15 protein-coding genes are annotated in these 18,783 nt (G+C 59.0%); 7 read left to right on the forward strand and 8 right to left on the reverse strand.

What is annotated here, in order from left to right:
• Positions 1–1,255, forward strand: a 1,255-nt coding sequence (locus B3187_RS14270) for a mannitol dehydrogenase family protein (protein WP_286807148.1), incomplete at its 5' end; no start/stop codon positions are given.
• 69 nt (positions 1,256–1,324) lie between these two features.
• Positions 1,325–2,425 (forward strand): pectinesterase family protein, encoded by a 1,101-nt coding sequence (locus tag B3187_RS14275; protein WP_286807150.1) that lies wholly within the window; start codon positions 1,325–1,327, stop codon positions 2,423–2,425.
• A gap of 68 nt (positions 2,426–2,493) precedes the next feature.
• Here the strand turns inward: B3187_RS14275 and B3187_RS14280 are convergent, their stop codons facing one another.
• The 6 genes from B3187_RS14280 to glnA all read right to left on the reverse strand — a co-directional run bounded on the left by B3187_RS14280 (position 2,494) and on the right by glnA (position 10,291).
• Positions 2,494–3,546 (reverse strand): class I fructose-bisphosphate aldolase, encoded by a 1,053-nt coding sequence (locus B3187_RS14280; RefSeq protein ID WP_286807151.1) that lies wholly within the window; start codon positions 3,544–3,546, stop codon positions 2,494–2,496.
• Positions 3,547–3,718: 172 nt separating this feature from the next.
• Positions 3,719–4,978, reverse strand: a complete 1,260-nt coding sequence (locus B3187_RS14285) for a 6-phosphofructokinase (protein ID WP_286807152.1) — start codon at positions 4,976–4,978, stop codon at positions 3,719–3,721.
• A 451-nt stretch (positions 4,979–5,429) separates the two neighbouring features.
• A complete protein-coding gene (glnG, locus tag B3187_RS14290) occupies positions 5,430–6,857 on the reverse strand; it encodes a nitrogen regulation protein NR(I) (protein WP_286807153.1) in 1,428 nt (475 codons plus the stop codon).
• On the reverse strand, positions 6,844–7,917 hold the full coding sequence (gene glnL / locus B3187_RS14295; RefSeq protein ID WP_123639207.1) for a nitrogen regulation protein NR(II): 1,074 nt from the start codon (positions 7,915–7,917) through the stop codon (positions 6,844–6,846). Before glnL ends, glnG begins: the two co-directional genes overlap by 14 nt.
• 244 nt (positions 7,918–8,161) lie before the next feature.
• A complete protein-coding gene (locus tag B3187_RS14300) occupies positions 8,162–8,695 on the reverse strand; it encodes a DUF4124 domain-containing protein (RefSeq protein ID WP_286807154.1) in 534 nt (177 codons plus the stop codon).
• A gap of 189 nt (positions 8,696–8,884) precedes the next feature.
• Positions 8,885–10,291 carry a glutamate--ammonia ligase gene (gene glnA, locus B3187_RS14305; RefSeq protein ID WP_123639205.1) on the reverse strand — a complete coding sequence of 469 codons (1,407 nt, stop codon included), beginning with the start codon at positions 10,289–10,291 and terminating at the stop codon, positions 8,885–8,887.
• A gap of 336 nt (positions 10,292–10,627) precedes the next feature.
• Between glnA and thiI the strand changes: the two genes are divergently transcribed.
• From thiI to B3187_RS14330, 5 genes are all read left to right on the forward strand, one after another.
• On the forward strand, positions 10,628–12,085 hold the full coding sequence (gene thiI, locus B3187_RS14310; protein ID WP_286807155.1) for a tRNA uracil 4-sulfurtransferase ThiI: 1,458 nt from the start codon (positions 10,628–10,630) through the stop codon (positions 12,083–12,085).
• A 23-nt stretch (positions 12,086–12,108) separates the two neighbouring features.
• Complete coding sequence (locus B3187_RS14315) at positions 12,109–12,582, forward strand: hypothetical protein (protein WP_286807156.1); 474 nt, start codon at positions 12,109–12,111, stop codon at positions 12,580–12,582.
• Positions 12,583–12,714: 132 nt separating this feature from the next.
• Positions 12,715–14,538 (forward strand): translational GTPase TypA, encoded by a 1,824-nt coding sequence (gene typA / locus B3187_RS14320; protein WP_036161415.1) that lies wholly within the window; start codon positions 12,715–12,717, stop codon positions 14,536–14,538.
• A gap of 394 nt (positions 14,539–14,932) precedes the next feature.
• Positions 14,933–16,159, forward strand: coding sequence for a glycoside hydrolase family 88/105 protein (locus tag B3187_RS14325; RefSeq protein WP_286807157.1), 1,227 nt, complete (start codon positions 14,933–14,935; stop codon positions 16,157–16,159).
• Positions 16,159–16,956, forward strand: a complete 798-nt coding sequence (locus tag B3187_RS14330; RefSeq protein WP_246004449.1) for a sulfite exporter TauE/SafE family protein — start codon at positions 16,159–16,161, stop codon at positions 16,954–16,956. The genes B3187_RS14325 and B3187_RS14330 overlap by 1 nt, the downstream gene beginning before the upstream one ends.
• Here B3187_RS14330 and B3187_RS14335 read toward each other — a convergent pair.
• Entirely contained in the window at positions 16,953–17,636 is a 684-nt protein-coding gene (locus B3187_RS14335; protein WP_123639200.1) for a TrmH family RNA methyltransferase, read from the reverse strand. The genes B3187_RS14330 and B3187_RS14335 overlap by 4 nt on opposite strands.
• Positions 17,637–17,791: 155 nt before the next feature.
• Positions 17,792–18,783 (reverse strand): ferrochelatase (gene hemH / locus B3187_RS14340; protein WP_414673708.1); only part of this gene is annotated, 992 nt, incomplete at its 5' end.

Here is an 18,783-nt window from a genome sequence, read left to right on the forward strand (position 1 = left end):
CCCCCAGGACGGGCTGTACACGCTCGTTGAGCGCTCGAGCGACAGCGAAAAGCTGCAGATCGTCGGCGCCGTGAAGGCAGTCATGGTGGGCCCGGAAGATCCATCGGCGCTGGTCGCCGTGATGGCCGATCCGGCCATCAAGATTGTTTCGATGACGGTCACTGAAAAAGGGTATTGCCACGATCCGGCCACCGGCAACCTCAACCTGAAAAACCCGGATATTCAGCATGATCTTGAGAACCTGAACAAGCCCCGCTCGGCCATCGGTTATCTGGTATCGGCACTGAAAGCGCGAATGGACGCCGGCGTGCCCAGCTTTACCGCGCTGAGCTGCGATAACCTGCCCAATAATGGGCAGGTGTTGGAAAAGGCGCTGCATCAATTTGCCGAGCAGGTCTCGCCCGAGCTGGCGCAGTGGGTTCGTAGTAATACCACCTTCCCCTGCACCATGATCGACCGGATTGTTCCGGCGACCACCGACGACGATCGTCAGCACGTGGAGGAGTTGTTGGGCCTGCGCGATGAGGGAACGGTTTTTACCGAGCCGTTCACTCAGTGGGTCATTGAGGATAACTTCGTCAACGGTCGCCCCGCTTGGGAAGAGGTGGGCGCGCAATTGGTCGACGAGGTGGAAATCTTCGAGAAGATCAAGTTGCGCCTGCTCAATGGTGCTCATTCAACTCTGGCGTACTCCGGTTACCTCGCCGGCTTTGATTATGTCAGCGAGGTAATGGCCGAGCCGGCCTTCGTGAAGATGGTGGAAACCTATCATGCCCGGGAAGCCGGTGAAACGGTCAGTGCACCGGAGGGGTTTGATATTGAATTCTATAAAGGCCAGCTGCGCGACCGGTTTCGCAACAAATCGCTGAAACACCGGACCTGGCAGATTGCGATGGACGGCTCACAGAAGCTGCCTCAACGTCTTCTGCACACCTTGTGGGATCAGCTTCAGGGTGCTGGTCATATCGACATCATTACCCTGGGGGTTGCCGCCTGGATTCGCTATGTCTCTGGCGTTGATGAGAAGGGGCAGCCCATTGAGGTTTCCGATCCGTTGGCGGATACCTTGCGAGCGGCGTGTGATTCGGCAAAAGGTGATCCGGCGGCCATGGTCAAAGCGGTGGTTTCGATCAAGGAAGTGTTCGGCTCGGACCTCATCAATGAACCGGTGTTTGTCGAGTCCACCACTCGCTGGCTGACGTCGTTTTACGATAAAGGCGTACTGGTGACGGTTCGCGAACACTTTGGCGAGTAATTGCCCTCCCTGTCAGGCTGGGCGGCGCTCGCCCGGCCGGCTTTCCATAGCCCCTTTGAGATATTCATTATGAGACTCGTTTCGTTCGCCTTTGCGTTGTTGGCCATGATGGTGGTGGTTGGCTGTGGTGATGCCCGTCGAGACCTACACGCCGTTGTGGATCAACAGCAACGCGCGTTTGACGATCTGCCGGTCTACCCGACGGTGCAGGCCGCGTTGGACGCGGCTCCGGATTCGAGCGACGCCCCCCATCGTATTCTGATTCGCGCAGGAGAATACCGGGAGAAACTGAGAATCGACAAGCCCTTTATCCATCTATTGGGTGAAGGCATGGAACAGACCCGAATTCACTACGATGACTACGCCGGTCGGGACGACGGTGACGGTAGTAACCTGGGTACCTTCCGCAGCTATACGGTCAGTGTGACCAGCACCGATGTGCAGTTCCATTCGCTCAGTATCGAGAACCGCTTCGAATTTGTGGCCAACGATGCGCTGGCCAAGGACCATCCGGATCGGGTGAGCGGAACCCAGGCCGTTGCGCTGCACCTGGACAAGGGCAGTGATCGCATCCTGGCGCGGGATGTTCAGCTGCTCGGTCATCAGGACACGCTGTACATGAACGGCAAACGCGCCTGGTTCGACAAGTCGCGCATCGCCGGTAACGTGGACTTCATATTCGGCGCGGGTAATGCGTTGTTCACTGATTCGGATATTCTGACCACCGCACGCGGGAGCAGGCACGCCACACACGGTTATGTGACCGCGCCCTCCACGGATATCGAGTCAGAGTTCGGTTTTACCTTTCTCAACTGTCGGCTGCTCCGGGAGGAAGGCGTCCCGGATGACTCGACCGCGCTGGGTCGACCCTGGCATCCGACCACCACATTCGATGACGGCCGTTATGCCGATCCGGACGCGATTGGCAAAGCCGTTTTTGTGGGCTGCTACATGGCGGCACATATCAAGCAGTCCGGCTGGGACAAGATGGGTGGTACCGCTCCGGACGGCACCAGGATGTGGTTCACCCCGGAAGATTCCCGTTTCTTTGAGTATGGCAGTGAAGGGCCCGGCGCTCACGATCATGAGGGGCGGCGGCATTTATCCGAATCTGAAGTGAAACAATACCGGATTGATACCATTCTGGGAGATTGGGAGCCGGAGCGGTAGCTCCGTCCTGCCAACAAAAACGGCAGGACATACCTGCCGTTTTTGTTGATGTCATGAGTGCGTCGTGGTTAGGCGATCGTGATGCGCTTGTCCAGGTACACATCCTGAATCGCATTCAGCAGTTCCACCCCTTCGTTCATGGGACGCTGAAACGCCTTGCGGCCGGAAATCAATCCCATGCCACCGGCACGTTTGTTGATCACCGAGGTGCGCACCGCCTGAGCGAGATCACCGGCACCGGTGGATGCGCCGCCGGAGTTGATCAGGCCGATCCGACCCATGTAACAGTTGGCCACCTGGTAGCGGACCAGATCAATCGGGTGGTCGCTGGATAAATGACTGTAAACCTTCGGGTGGGTTTTCCCGACCTTCACCGCATTAAAGCCACCGTTGTTCTCTGCCATTTTCTGCTTGATGATATCCGCCTTGATGGTTACGCCCAGGTGGTTGGCCTGACCGGTCAGGTCGGCCGCGGTATGGTAGTCAACCCCATCCTGTTTGAAATCACCGTTGCGCAAGTAGGTCCAGAGAATGGTCATCATGCCAAGCTCGTGCGCCTGTTCGAACGCGGCGCTGATTTCCTGCAACTGACGGCGGGAATTCTCCGAACCGAAATAGATGGTGGCGCCGATGGCAACGGCTCCCATGTCGTAAGCCTGCTTGACCTGCCCGAACAGCGTCTGATCGTAAGTGGTCGGGTAGACCAGGGCATCGTTGTGGTTCAGCTTGACCACGAACGGAATACGATGGGCGTACCGGCGGGCAACGGACCCCAGCGCCCCCAGGGTTGAGGCCACCGCATTACAGCCGCCCTCAATGGCCAGTTCGACTATGTTCTTGGGGTCGAAGTACAGCGGGTTGGGCGCGAAGGAAGCGCCCCCCGAGTGTTCAATCCCCTGGTCCACCGGCAGGATCGACAGATAGCCCGTGCCGGCCAGACGGCCGTGATTGAGCAGTTGCTGATAGGCACGAAGCACCGGAATCGGGCGATCGGTCTGGGAAAAGGTCTGGCTGACGTAATCGGCACCGGGAAGCGTCAGCTGTTCCTGAGTGATTTTTTCACAACGGTGAGTGAGCAGGCTGTCCGCCTCTTCACCCAGCAGCTTGGTGATATCGTTCATGTCTTTCGTCTCTCAGTTGGTTGATACGCGCACTGGAGTGCGTCTCTATCGTGTTGGCCATCGGTGATGGCAGGTTGGGCTCCCCCGGGAATTGACAGAGACACCTTCTCCGGCCAAAAGCTCTCACCCCTTTCGCCGAAGAACATCGGTGTCCCTGTCAAAATCAATTCAATTAAAGATCGTAAAATTCCGCACACTTTTTGGGAATCACGGATTTGTTCAGTACCCGATAATCGGGCAGACCGTTCTGATAGGGAGGATAGGCCTCTCCCTCGATGAGGGGCGACAGGTATCGACGGGCTTTCTCGGTAATATGAAAGCCGTCGTCGCTGATGAAGTCGGTGGGTAGACATTTCTCGACGTTGGCCACCTCGGACAGGGGCGCCTTGTCGATGTGCCACCGGTAAGGCTGATCGCTTTCACGAACCACCACTGGCATGACGGCATTGTCCCCGTTGACCGCGTACCGCACGGCAGCGCGACCGAGTTCATAGGCCTGGTCCACATCGGTTTTCGACGCAATATGGCGGGCGGCCCGCTGCAGATAATCGCAGACTGCCCAGTGGCATTTGTAACCCGCATGCTGTTTGATTTTGTTCACAATGACGGGGGCAACGCCACCGAGTTGGGCATGACCAAAAGCGTCGGTGCTGCCGGAGCTGGAGAGAAACTCACCCGCTGCATCCTTCGCGCCCTCGGACACGACGATCATGCAGAAGCCGCGCTCGGCAACGACCCGGTCGAGCTGCTCCAGAAAGCGTGATTCATCCAGCTGCACTTCCGGGAACAGAATGATGTCCGGTCCCATGCCCCGCTCGTCCCGCGCCAACCCGGCGCTGGCGGCAACCCAGCCCGCGTGGCGCCCCATGACTTCCATGACGAACACCTTGGTGGAGGTGCGTTGCATGGAGGCGACATCGAAGGAGGCCTCGAGGATGGAAACTGCCGTATACTTTGCGACGGAGCCAAAGCCCGGGCAGCAGTCGGTGATCGGCAGATCGTTGTCCATCGTTTTGGGGACACCGATGCAGGTGATGGGAAAGCCCATCTTTTCGGACAACTGTGAGACTTTGTGCGCAGTATCCTGTGAGTCGCCGCCACCGTTGTAGAAAAAGTAACGAATATCGTGGGCCCGGAAGACCTCAATCAGGCGCTCGTATTGGGTGCGATGTTCCTCTATCGACTTGAGCTTGTAGCGGCAGGACCCAAAGGCGCCGGACGGAGTGTGCAGCAGTGCCGCCAGATCGCTCTCGGACTCGGCGGTGATGTCGATCAACTCTTCGGTCAGTGCGCCAATGATGCCGTCTCGGCCAGCGTAAAGCGTACCGATGGTGTCGGGGTGGGCTTTGGCTTCGGCGATAACACCGGCAGCCGACGCATTGATCACAGCGGTGACGCCGCCGGACTGCGCGTAAAATGCATTGTGTGGCACGGTCTGTTCCTTTGGTTGATAACAATGAGGTTATTCCTCATTGCGGTCTCTCGTCTCTCATCAGTGGGCGCTTTTTTTGACGTCTTCCGTAAGCTCTGTTGGCTTTTCCGGTTTGTGCGTCGCGCCTCACTCTATTTGATCATAGTGTCGGTATCGCACTCCGTAAATAATGTCGGGGTGCAGAATCCAGTGCCGATTGGTCGTCTTCTTGGGAGACGTTTGCTTGGGTGAGTTTTTATAGGGGGAGTGGATTTTAGCACAGGCAGAGCTGCTTGCAATGGTTGCGTGAGGATAAACCGGGTGTAACCGTTACGACTTTTTTGCGATGACCCGAGGCAATTATTGCGTACCGTTTACATAAGTATGACAAAGCAACAAGAGTGAATTAAGCGTCGGGTGCCATGCATCACCCGACGGCGTTGATTGTAGTAAGAATGACTTTCTCTTTGCTTCAGGGCTCAGCGCTATCATCTCCCCCCGCCATATCCAACTCTTTCAGTTTGCGAGTCAGGGTGTTCCGTCCCCATCCCAAAAGATTGGCGGCATCGCGTTTCCGACCTGCGGTGTACTTCAGGGCGGTTTCGATCAGTGCCCGTTCAAAAGTGGGTACCGCTTCACTCAACAGTTGGTGGTGTCCGCGCGCCAGAGCCTGATCCGCCCAGTGGCGCAGCGCCTTTTCCCAATCGTCGGCGGGGGCGTTGCCTTCCTTGTGGTGAAGCAGTTCCGGCGGCAGATCTTCAATGTGCACTTCACGCCCGGACGCCATGACGGTAATCCACCGGCAAGTGTTTTCCAACTGACGGACATTGCCGGGCCAGGCGAGGGCGCAGAAAAACTCTTCCGTTTCCGGCAGTAGAATCTTGGTATCCACATCCAGTTCGCCAGCGGCTTTTTGCAGAAAGAACTTGGCCAGCTTGGGAATATCTTCCCGGCGGTCGGCCAGCTTGGGAATATGAATGCGGATGACGTTAAGTCGGTGAAACAGGTCTTCACGAAAACGACCGTCGGCAACCAGGTTTTCGAGGTTCTGGTGCGTGGCGGCAATGATGCGAACATCTACTTTGACCGGCGTGTGGCCGCCTACCCGGTAAAACTCGCCGTCGGCCAGTACTCGAAGCAGACGGGTCTGGGTTTCGGCGGGCATATCGCCAATTTCGTCCAGAAACAGAGTGCCGCCATTGGCCTGCTCAAAGCGGCCCTGACGTTGCGCGGCCGCGCCGGTAAATGCGCCTTTTTCGTGGCCGAACAGCTCCGATTCCATCAGGTCCTTGGGGATTGCCGCCATATTCAAAGCAATGAAAGGTTCTTCCCGGCGGGGGCTGTGGCGATGCAGTGCGTGGGCAACCAGCTCTTTACCAGTACCGGACTGGCCGTTGATCAGTACCGTGATGTTGGATTGTGACAGGCGTCCAATGGCCCGGAAAACTTCCTGCATGGCCGGCGCTTCACCGATGATTTCGGTGTTGACTTCAACCGCTTCGCTGCCATCGCTTTCGCTTTTCTGTTCCTGGGCATGGGCCAGTGCCCGCTGGGTTACCGCTACCGCTTCGTCGACGTCAAAGGGTTTGGGCAGGTATTCAAAGGCGCCGCCCTGGTAAGCCGCTACCGCGCTGTCCAAATCGGAGTGGGCGGTCATGATGATGATCGGAATGTCCGGGTGTTGGGCGTGCAGATCTTTGAGCAGTGCCAGACCATCAATACCGGGCATCCGGATGTCGCTGATGATGGCATCGGGCACATCCCGTCCCAACTGGCTGATGGCGCTGTCGCCGGAGTCGAAGGCCCGCGCCTCAATGCCGGCACCCTGCAGGGCTTTTTCAAGCACCCAGCGAATGGATCGGTCGTCGTCGATTATCCAGACTCGGTTAGACTTCTGCATGTTGAGCTTCCATAGGTAGGTAGAGCGAAAAGCGGGTTTGTCCCGGCTCACTGTCGCATTCGATCAGGCCCTGGTGCTGGTGAATCAAATGCTGCGAAATGGTCAGCCCCAGTCCGGTGCCATCGGCCCGGCCGGAAATCATGGGGTAAAAAATGTTCTTGAGAATGTCCTGGGGAATGCCAGGGCCGTTGTCGACAATGTCGATGCGGCACACCAGCGGGTGGTGGTGTCGCCCGATGGTGTAGCGGCGCTGAATTCGGGTGACCAGTCGGATATCCGGTGCCTCGGTGCCACTTTCCAGCAGCGCCTGCATGGCATTGCGAGCAATGTTGAGCAGTGCCTGAATCAGCTGCTCTTTATCGGCATTCAGGTCCGGGATGCTGGGATCGTAGTCCCGGGTCAGGGTCACAGAACCGCTGCTCTCGGCCTTGATGATGGTTGCCACCCGCTCGAGCACTTCGTGAATGTTCAGCCACTGGCGCTGGGGCAACTGGTTCGGGCCGAGCATTCGGTCCACCAGATTGCGCAGCCGGTCGGCTTCATCAATGATCACCCCGGTGTATTCCTGCAGGTCGCTACCGGGCAGCTCCCGGGCCAGCAACTGCGCTGCGCCGCGAATGCCGCCCAGTGGGTTTTTGATCTCGTGGGCCATGCCGCGCACCAGATTGCGGGTGGTCTCCTGCGAGGAGGTCAGCATCTCTTCCCGGCTGATGCGCAGGAGGCGGTCGATGGGCTGGATTTCGATGACCAGTCCGGAGGCCTCACCAAAGGGGGTGACCGTGTAGTCCACGGTAATCTGGCCGCCGGTCAACAGCTGCCATTCGGCGTGGCGCTTGGTGTAGTGGTTGGCCTGTTCGGCGGCGGATTTGAGCTGTCCGGGGGTCTCGCTGGACTCGAAGAAAAACTGGGTAAGCGGCTCGCCAAGGGTTCGCTCGCAACTGACGGCGAGCAGGGCCTCGGCGGCGGGGTTCATATGGCGCAACCGCAGCTCGCCGTCCACCAGAATGATGGCGGTGCTCAGGCTGTCCAGCAGCGGCTTGTGAAGATCTCCGGTACTCACTCTCGGATCGACTCCCGGTCTGATTGAAGAAAGGCGGCTGGTGTGCGGCTCTATGCACTGAAATGGAGCCCGCCCTCAGGGCTGGTCTATGCAAAAAGCAATCCAACTGCGTATCGGCGGAAAGGCCCATTTTTGGGCGCTTCCGGAGAGGAGTGTAGGCGAGTTCGAAGGGGTGTGCACCATGTTGGTGCTTGTGGCGCAAAGCTCTGCCGTTCGCGCCATCAAACAGTGCGTTGAGGCGAGATCAGCTGCCACCGCGGGGAATGACGCTGGGGCGGTGCACATGAATGGTGATCGGCGCGGTCGCTGCCAGGCTCTGGCCTTGGGGATCCAGGATTTCGACCCGAACGGTATGCGTCCCCCGATAGATTTCCCGGACAATATGCTGGGTCGACCGGGTTTCGGCAACTGGGTCGCCGTCCAAGTAATAGACCAGTGCGTGCCCGGGCTGCAGGGCTGGTTGCAGCCGAACGGCTATGGGCAGGTCTCGCTGACCGGGAGGGACGCTGCTGTCGGGCTGGGGGGAGACGATTTCAATCGAATAGCCCACCGGGCCGGGGGCTTCCTCGTCGGCGGTGGCTCGGCGCTGGGGTGAGACTGGCTGCCCGGGGACGTTGTTGACCGGAGGCAGCTCGTCGGAGGCGTCTTCCTGAACGCCGCGGGGCGGCTTGTCCGAGTAGCTGACCCGTCCCTCTTCATCCACGGTTTTGTAGATGGGTTGGGCCACTGTCAGGAGGCTGAACAGCATCAGGGTGATAAGCAACAGTGCAGATCGCATAAAGGAGTCCCGTGTCGGCCTTTGTGGTGGCGGGGTACAGTAAAGCTTACTCCTTGGACCCATAAAAACAAAAGCCCGTTCAGTCACCTGAACGGGCTTTTGGTCATTCACCGGCTCGAAAGCCGGTTTTTACCGCGAATTGGCAGCTAGTGCCTACAGCGGTTGTTAGCAGCTAGCGCCCGCGGCGTTTTAGCAACTATAGTACAGCTCGAACTCAACCGGGTGCGGGGTCATGTTCAGGCGCTCGATCTCTTCACGCTTCAGGTCGATGAAGGCATCGATCACGTCGTCAGTGAACACACCACCGGCCTTCAGGAAGTCGCGGTCTTCGTCCAGAGCGTCCAGAGCCTGTTCCAGGCTGGAAGCCACGGTCGGGATAGCCTTGCCTTCTTCCGGCGGCAGGTCGTACAGGTTCTTGTCGGCGGGGTCGCCGGGGTGGATCTTGTTCTGTACACCGTCCAGGCCTGCCATCAACAGAGCCGCGAACGCCAGGTAGGGGTTGGCGGTCGGGTCGGGGAAGCGGGTCTCGATACGACGGGCCTTGTCGCTGTTTACGTACGGAATCCGGATGGAGGCCGAACGGTTGCGGGCGGAGTAAGCCAGCATCACCGGGGCTTCAAAGCCGGGTACCAGACGCTTGTACGAGTTGGTAGAGGCGTTACAGAAGGCGTTCAGCGCGCGAGCGTGCTTGATGATACCGCCGATGTAGTACAGAGCGGTTTCGCTCATGCCAGCATAGCCGTCGCCAGCGAACTGGTTCTTGCCGTCTTTGGAGAAAGACTGGTGCACGTGCATACCAGAGCCGTTGTCACCGATCAGCGGCTTGGGCATGAAGGTGGCGGTCTGGCCGAAGGCGTGCGCCACGTTGTGTACGCAGTACTTCAGGATCTGCACTTCGTCCGCTTTCTTCACCAGGGTGTTGGCGCCAACGCCAATTTCACACTGGCCGGCAGTCGCCACTTCGTGGTGGTGAACTTCAATTTCCAGACCCATGGCTTCCATAGCGTCACACATGGCGCCACGCAGGTCGTTCAGGGAGTCGACCGGAGGTACCGGGAAGTAGCCGCCTTTCACGCCCGGACGGTGACCGGTGTTGCCGCCGTCATAGCTTTCGCTGGAAGACCAGGCCGCTTCTTCGGAGTTGATCTTGTAGAAAGCGCCGCCCATGGTGGCGTTCCACTGAACACTGTCGAACACGAAGAATTCGGGCTCCGGACCAAACAGGGCAACGTCACCCAGGCCGGTGGACTTCAGGTACTCTTCAGCGCGCAGACCGATGGAGCGCGGGTCGCGGTCATAGCCCTGCATGGTCATCGGCTCAACGATGTTGCAGCGCACAATGACGGTGGGGCTGTCAGAGAAGGGGTCCATAATGGCGGTGTCGTCGTCCGGCATCAGGATCATGTCGGAGTCGTTGATGCCTTTCCAGCCATTGATGGAAGAGCCATCAAACATCTTGCCGTCTTCAAAGAAGTCTTCGTCCACATCTTTGGCGGGGATGGTGACGTGCTGCTCTTTACCGCGAGTGTCGGTAAAGCGCATGTCGACCCAACGCGCTTCGTGTTCTTTGATCAGGTCCAGTGTTTTTTTAGACATTGAATGCCTCCAATTGAGAATAGCCCGGGGGCTACGGATAAGAAAACCTGTGCATTAAACCGTGTTTTCACGCTGGCGGCTACATCGGATTGTGACGATCTTGCCAGCGCCAGTGTGCGATAAAGGGGCAAGATGTGTGCCATCGTGCGCAAAAGCGGCAGATCGGGGCGTTCAGCGGGGTTTCTGCACCAAGATGGATGTTGTCGTGATCTAAAATAGTGCACGAAACCGCCAATACGCACCATTGTGGTGCGACCGATCTTTTTGTTTGGGGTGGCCGCATGATTTATAATGCGCGCCTTTCCCGCAAGACAAGTTCTTCAACAGTAGGCGTTCATGCATTTTATCGTCAAGGTTTTTCCCGAAATCATTATCAAGAGCCCGCCGGTGCGCAAGCGCTTCATCAAGCAGCTGCGCGACAACCTGCGTCGGCTTTTGCAGCCGCTGTCGGAGGATATTCAGGTCAAGCGGGATTGGGAAAAGGTCGAAGTGCAGGCTCCTGGGGCCGACGAGCGGCTGACGCGGCAGGTGGCCGATGTACTGGCCCGCACGCCGGGTATCGACGCCTTTGCGTTGGTGCAGGCCTACCCTCTGGGGGATCTGGACGATATTCTGGCCAAAACCCGGGCCCGCTGGGCCGAGGCTCTGGCGGGCAAGACCTTCTGTGTGCGGGTCAAGCGCAGTGGTAAGCACGACTTCAGCTCCACCGACATCGAGCGCTATGTCGGCGGCGGGCTGCTGCAGCAGACCCAGGCGGCGGGCGTCAAACTGCGCGACCCGGACATTACCGTGCGGCTGGAGGTCAAGCGCCAGTGGCTGTTTGTGCTGGAGAATTTGCGCCGCGGGCTCGGTGGCTACCCCCTGGGCGCTCAGAACGATGGCGTCCTGTCTCTGGTGTCCGGTGGCTTCGACTCCATTGTGGCGAGCTACCTCACCATGAAGCGGGGCATGCGCACCCACTTCTGTTTTTTCAGCCTCGGCGGTCATGCCCACGAGATGGCGGTCAAGGAGGTGTCTTACTATCTGTGGCAGAAGTACGGGGCCTCCCACAATGTTCAGTTTGTCACCGTGCCCTTCGAAGGGGTGGTTGCCGAGATTCTGGAAAAGGTCGACAACGCCTACATGGGGGTGATCCTCAAGCGGATGATGCTGCGCGCCGCCAGCCGGGTTGCCGAAGAGCTGGACCTGAAGGCCCTGGTGACCGGTGAAAGTGTCGCCCAGGTGTCCAGCCAGACCATCCCCAATCTGAACGCCATTGATCGGGCCACGGATACCCTGGTGCTACGGCCGCTGATTGCCATGGACAAGCGGGATATCATCCAGTTGTCCCGGGATATTGGCACCGAAACCTACTCGGCGAATGTGCCGGAGTACTGCGGGGTGATTTCGGTGCGCCCGACCACCAACGCCAAATTGCACCGGGTGGAGTCCGAAGAGGCCCGCTTCGATTTCACCGTGTTGGAGCGGGCCCTTGAGGATCGCGCGCAGACGCCGATACATCACTTGGTGGACGCAGGTGAAACGGAACTGGATGTGGCGGTTGAGCCGCAGGTGGGCGAGGGCGATGTGGTCATTGATATTCGCCATCCCGACGAAGCGGGGCTCAAGCCCCTCGCGTTGACTGCAGATCAGTTGCTGGAAATTCCGTTTTTCAGGCTTAATGGTCAGTTCGGGAAGCTGGATCCGCAGCGCCGCTACCTGCTGTACTGCGAAAAAGGGGTGATGAGTCAGCTGCACGCGGCCCACCTGATGGATGCGGGCCATCGCAATATTGGTGTTTATCGGCCGGAGTAGGGCCGCCTCAGGAGAGTCAGAGCATGTCCCGACCCGCTGCGCGGTCCCGAAATGAATCTGCAGGCCAGAAATGGGCGCTGGTGGGCATCGCTTTTCTGTTGGTATTTCTCTCGGTCGGCTCAACGCTGTACGTCACCGGTATTCCCGCAGGGCTGTGGGGCTCGCGCGACGCCGAGGAGGCCCGGTACCGGCATACAACGCTGACGGATGCCGAGGCGGTCTGTACGGCTCACGCCCGGGAGGTGTTCGGGCGCCGGCTGACCAACCTGAGAGTGGACCGGTTTTCCAGCCGCCTCGACCGTGGGGACAATCAGTACAAGGTGTTCATGGAGGCGGATATCTATCCCAACCGCACCCGAGAAGGCGTGGCGCTGGAAACCTTCATCAACTGCTTTACCGCCACCGACTCAACGGACATCGAACTGTTCCAATATGCCAAAGACGGCACCCAGTTCATCGCGCCGGGCGAGGAAGAGAAGGGAATGTTTGGTTTGTAAGGCCCTTTCGGGCCGCTCTGAACGGACTTTTTTGTCTTTTTACGCACTTTTCCCGCAATTTTCATATCTGTGAAGCCTTCTGGCAGGTATAATGCCCGCCTTTTTCCAGAGTCCTCCCTCCTGAGAGTTTTCATGACAGACCAATCCGCTATTCAGAATTTGCGTAACATCGCCATTATCGCCCACGTTGACCACGGCAAAACCACCCTGGTCGATAAACTGCTGTCCCAATCCGGCACCCTGGACCGACGCAGCGAAGGCGCCGAGCGGATCATGGATTCCAACGATCAGGAGCGTGAACGCGGCATTACCATTCTGGCCAAGAACACGGCCATTCGCTGGAATGACTACCGCATCAACATCGTGGACACCCCCGGACACGCCGACTTCGGCGGTGAGGTCGAGCGGGTACTGTCCATGGTGGACTCGGTGCTGCTGCTGGTAGACGCCGTCGACGGCCCCATGCCCCAGACCCGCTTCGTGACCAGCAAGGCCTTTGAAAAAGGCCTGCACCCGATTGTGGTAGTGAACAAGGTTGACCGCCCCGGCGCCCGTCCGGACTGGGCCGTGGACCAGGTGTTCGACCTGTTTGACCGTCTGGGCGCCACCGACGAGCAGCTCGATTTCCCGATCATCTACGCCTCGGCCCTGAACGGTGTGGCGGGCATGGAGCCGGACGAGCTGGCCGACGACATGACCCCGCTGTTCCAGATGATCGTCGATAACGTGAAGGCACCGGATGTCGACATCGAAGGCGATTTCCAGATGCAGGTTTCCGCGCTGGACTACAACAGCTATGTGGGCGTCATCGGTGTGGGCCGCATTACCCGCGGCAGCCTCTCGCCCAACCAGCAGGTGATTGTGGCTCGTCCCGACGGGAAAACCCGCAAGGCCAAGGTCTTGCAGGTGATGGGCTATCACGGCCTGGAGCGGGTGGAAACCACGCGCGCCACCGCCGGCGACATCGTCTGTATCACCGGTATTGATGGTCTGGATATCTCCGACACTCTGTGCAGCCCGGAGAATGTCGATCCGCTGCCCGCATTGAGTGTGGACGAGCCCACTGTCAGCATGACCTTCCAGGTCAACGACTCGCCCTTCGCCGGTAAGGAAGGCAAGTTCGTCACCTCACGCAACATCCGCGAGCGTCTGGATCAGGAATTGATTCACAACGTGGCTCTGCGGGTTCGTCAGGGCGACAGCCCGGACAAGTTCGTGGTCTCCGGTCGCGGTGAGCTGCACCTGTCGGTGTTGATTGAAAACATGCGCCGGGAAGGCTTTGAGCTGGGTGTTTCCCGCCCGGAAGTCATCCAGAAGGAAATCGACGGCCAGATCCAGGAGCCGTTCGAGCAGGTGGTGATCGACGTTGAAGAACAGCACCAGGGCGCGGTGATGGAAGAGCTGGGCCTGCGCAAAGCGGAAATGACCAATATGGAGCCGGACGGTAAAGGTCGGGTGAAGTTGGAGTTCATGGTTCCCTCGCGCGGTTTGATCGGTTTCCGCGGCCAGTTCCTGACCCTGACGTCCGGTTCGGGCATCATGACCAGTATTTTTGACCACTACGGCCCGGTCAAAGCGGGTGAGGACCACAAGCGTCAGAACGGCGTGTTGGTTTCTATGGTCAAGGGCAAGACGCTGGCTTACGGTCTGCACCCGCTGCAGGATCGCGGCCGTCTGTTCATTGACGCTGGCGTTGAGGTCTATGAAGGTCAGATCGTTGGTCTGCATTCGCGGAACAATGATCTGGTGGTGAATCCGACCAAGGCGAAGCAACTGACCAACGTGCGTGCCTCCGGCACCGATGAGAACCTCACCCTGTCGCCACCGGTTCGTCATACCCTGGAGCAGGCGCTGGAGTTTATCGAGGATGACGAGCTGGTGGAAGTCACACCAGAGAGCATCCGCCTGCGCAAAAAACTGCTCACCGAAAACGAGCGTAAGCGCGCGAAGAAGTAAGACCCAAAGAAGTGGTTCTTAGACGGTGCGGTGGGGTGGAGGTATGTGGTTCATAGCCCCGCCGTGAACCCATCCATGGGNNGAACCACATACCTCCACCCCACCTCTCTGCCAGCGAATTAACTGCGCCCTTTTTCCCGGGGTGCGGCACGGCCAAATCCGACACCTCCGACTAGAGATACAACGGGTAGTTAGTTGGCACTTAGGCATCTGCGGGGTACACCCGTCGGAGACTCTCTGAGGCATGGANNCCATGGACGGGTTCACGGCGGGTCTCCGACGGGTGTACCCCGTAGATGCCGAACCTTTCAGAAACCCCCAATACCCAGCCCTTTGAATCTCCCCAAACACCCGCTATAGTCCCGGTACAAAAACCAAAACCGGGAGAGAGACAATGAATTATCAACCCTTTTGGCGTTTGGCCAGCATAGTCTTGCTGTCCGTCGCTACTCTGTACGCCTGCACTATCAATACCAACACCAATCCTTCCGTTTCAACCACCAACCGACCGCTATCCGTCTGGATGGCCGACTCCGACATTGAACGCAACCCCGAAGGCTGGATGGTCGATTTTCGGGAAACCCCCAAATGGGAATACACCCATGGCCTGATGATGACCGCCCACGAACGCGTGTGGCGGGCTACCGGCGAGGAGCGGTTTTTCGATTACCTGGAAGACTTCGCCGACTTCATGATCAGCGACGACGGCGATATCAGAACTTACGACCAGAGCCTGTACAACATTGATCGGGTGAATCCGGGCAAGTTTCTGATCGGACTTCATCAGGAAACCGGCGAAGACAAGTACTGGCTGGCGATCGAGCAATTGCGCGGTCAAATGCGCGACCATCCGCGCACGAGTGAGGGCGGCTTCTGGCACAAAAAAGTGTACCCGCATCAGATGTGGCTAGACGGCCTGTATATGGGCACGCCGTTTCTTTCCCGGTATGCGGCCACCTATGGTGAGCCCGAGCTGTACGATGACATCATCAATCAGTTCCGTCTGGTGGCGAAACATCACTGGAACGCCGAGGGGCAGTTTTTCTATCACGGCTGGGATGAAAGTCGGGAGCAGCGTTGGGCGGATTCCGAGACGGGGCTGTCTGAGCTGCCCTGGGGGCGGGCCATGGGCTGGTTGGCCATGGCGATTGTCGATGTACTTGATGACCTGCCGGAGCAACACCCCGACCGCGACGTGATGCTGGATATCGCCGACAAAATGGCCCGCGCCATCGAAACCCATCGCGACCCGGAGTCGGGTGTCTGGTGGCAGGTGGTGAATATGGGTGGGCGCGATGGTAATTACCTCGAGTCTTCGGCGTCAACCATGTTCACTTACTTCCTGCTCAAAGGCAGCGAGCAGGGTTATATCGACGAGCGGTATCGAGCTTTGGGGCTGAGTGCTTATCAGCGAGTGGTGGATGAATTTATCCGCCATAACGATGACGGAACGATCAGCATCACCAACGTCTGTGCGGTTGCCGGGTTGGGTGGTGATCCATACCGGGAGGGCACCTATGACTATTACATCAGCGAGCCGCGCCGGGCAGATGACCCCAAGGCGGTCGGGCCCTTTGTCATGGCGTCGCTTCTGTACGAGGACATGACCGGAGCTTATTGATGCTGGAATGGTTGCTGGGGTTTATGGCGCTGGGGGTGGTCACCGGGTTGGTGGCCGGCCTGTTCGGCATCGGCGGTGGTGGCCTGATGGTTCCGGTGCTCACCTTGCTGTTTGCGGCTCAGGGGCTACCCGAGGCGCATCTGGTGCACCTGGCTTTGGGCACGTCCATGGCCGCCATTGTGCCCACGGCGGTAGCCAGCTTGCGGGCCCATCACGGTCACAAAGCGGTGCTCTGGCCCGTGGTGGCACGCATGGCACCGGGGGTGTTGGTGGGGACCTTCGCGGCCACCTTCCTGGCGGCCTGGTTGACCCCGAAACCGCTAGCGATCTTCTTTTCGGTGTTCATGGCCTATGTCGCCTTGCAGATGATTCTGAACCGTCGTCCCGAACCTTCCCGCCAGTTGCCCGGAACGCCTGGGCTGGTCGGTGTGGCGTCGGGTATCGGCGGCGTCTCGGCGCTGGTGGCCATTGGTGGCGGCACCCTGACCGTGCCGTTTCTGACCTGGTGCAATGTGCGCCTGCCAGTAGCCATTGGCACCTCGGCGGCGGTGGGGCTGCCCATCGCCGTGGCCGGTGCCATCGGGTATATGGTGAATGGGTGGGGGGTGCCGGGGTTACCGGCGCATACCCTGGGCTATGTTTATTGGCCCGCCGTGCTGGCGATTGCGTCCATGAGCTACCTGACCGCGCCCGTGGGTGCCAGGTTGGCGCACCGGCTACCGGTGACCTGGCTCAAGCGGTTGTTTGCCCTGTTGCTGGTGGGGCTGGCCATCGAAATGCTGCGCACGGTCATCTAGCCTTTAGGGCTTCGATAGCGCTCGTCTTTGGGTGGAATCATATCGCCGTCTTCATCCATGTCCGGGAACGGCAGTCCGTAGCGCTCGCAATAGCGGACCATCTGCGGGTGCATCCAGCGAAACAGAATCTCCCGCACCGCCGGATCCCACTCGTCCAGTTCGCGATCGTACATACCCCGCTGCTGACGTTGGTGCATGGCCTCCTGCAGAATGATTGCGGCAGCCACACTCACGTTGTAACTCTCCACCATGCCAATAATGGGAATGGTCAGGTGCTCGTCGGCCTGCTCGGCGGCGTAGTCGCTCAGGCCTTCTTTTTCAGCCCCCATCACCAGCGCGAAGGGCTGGGTGTAATCGGCCTCCCGGTAGTGCATGGCGCGGTCGGACCAGTGCGCGGCGTAGAGTTTGAAGCCCTTGTCCCGAAGCACACCCATGCCGGTCTGAATGTCCGGGTGGACGACGGTACCGGTAAAGCGCCCGCTGCCCCCGGCGGTGTGGTGATAAACCAGCCGACCTCGACTAGGTTGGACCATATGGATTTCCGCCATACCCACGGCATCGGCGGTGCGCAGCATGGCGGAAATATTCTGGGCTTTGTGAACCTGATCGGTCAGCAGCGTCATATCGTGCTGACGCTGGCGCAGGACCTGTTTGAATTTCTCGAAACGGGCGCGGGACATAGGCGAAGGTGTGGTTGAGTTAAAACGCGCGATTATAGCATCGCGGGAGGGTCACGGCGGGTGCGCTTCGCTTACCCGCCCTACGCGACCTCCGCAGTTTACGTAGGGGCCGAGCGCAGCGGTATCGAAGCGCACCCGCCGTTACTAAGGGCGGATTAAAGCTCCCGACGCAACACATCCACAATGGCTGCAATATGGTCTTCCCGGTCATTCAAGGCTGGAATGTAATGATAGGTCTCGCCGCCGGCTTCCATAAAATACTCGCGGTTTTCCTCTTCCAACTCTTCCAGCGTTTCCAGGCAGTCGGCGCTGAACGCTGGCGACAGTATGGCAATGTGCTTGATGCCATCCTTTGGAAGCTGCTTGAGGGTGTCATCGGTGTAGGGCTTGAGCCACTCTTCCCGACCGAAACGGGACTGGAAGGTAGTCATGCACTGCGACTCTTCCAGCCCCAGCTTTTCCCGCACCAGACGGGTGGTCTTGTGGCACAGGCAGTGATACGGATCTCCGTTGTCGAGATAGCGCTTGGGCGTGCCGTGGTAGGAGAACAGAAATTTCTCCGGCATGCCGTGCTCGTTGATATGGTCCTGCACGCTCTGGGCCAGGGCGCTGATGTACAGCGGATTGTCCACGTAGCCGCTGATGAAGCTGATCGAGGGGACCCAGCGCCAGGTTTTCAACTCATCGGCCAGGGCGTCGAAGGTGGAGGCCGTGGTGGGAGCGGCGTATTGGGGATACAGCGGCAGCACCACGATGCGCCGGATACCCAGCTCCTGAAATTCCCTCATTACCTTGGGTATGGATGGGTTGCCATAGCGCATGGCGAGTTTGACGATCACCTCATCCCCAAGGGCTTTTTGCACGGCACCGCGCTGGTGTTGGCTGATCACCAGCAGTGGTGAGCCTTCATCGCTCCAGACCGAGGCGTAGGCTTCAGCGGACTTCTTCGGTCGCACTCGCAGGATGATGCCGTGGAGGATGATTTTCCACAGCAGGCGCGGGACTTCAATGACCCGTGGGTCGGACAGGAACTCCGCCAGGTAGCGGCGCAGTGCCGGCGCAGTGGGGGCGTCGGGCGTGCCCAGGTTAGTGAGCAGCACCCCGGTTTTCTGTTGGGTGCGGCGGGTCTCATCCGAGGGGTTGTGAA

It is taken from the genome of Marinimicrobium sp. UBA4209 (assembly GCF_002381585.1).
In the GTDB taxonomy this organism is placed as follows: Bacteria; Pseudomonadota; Gammaproteobacteria; order Pseudomonadales; family Cellvibrionaceae; genus Marinimicrobium; species Marinimicrobium koreense.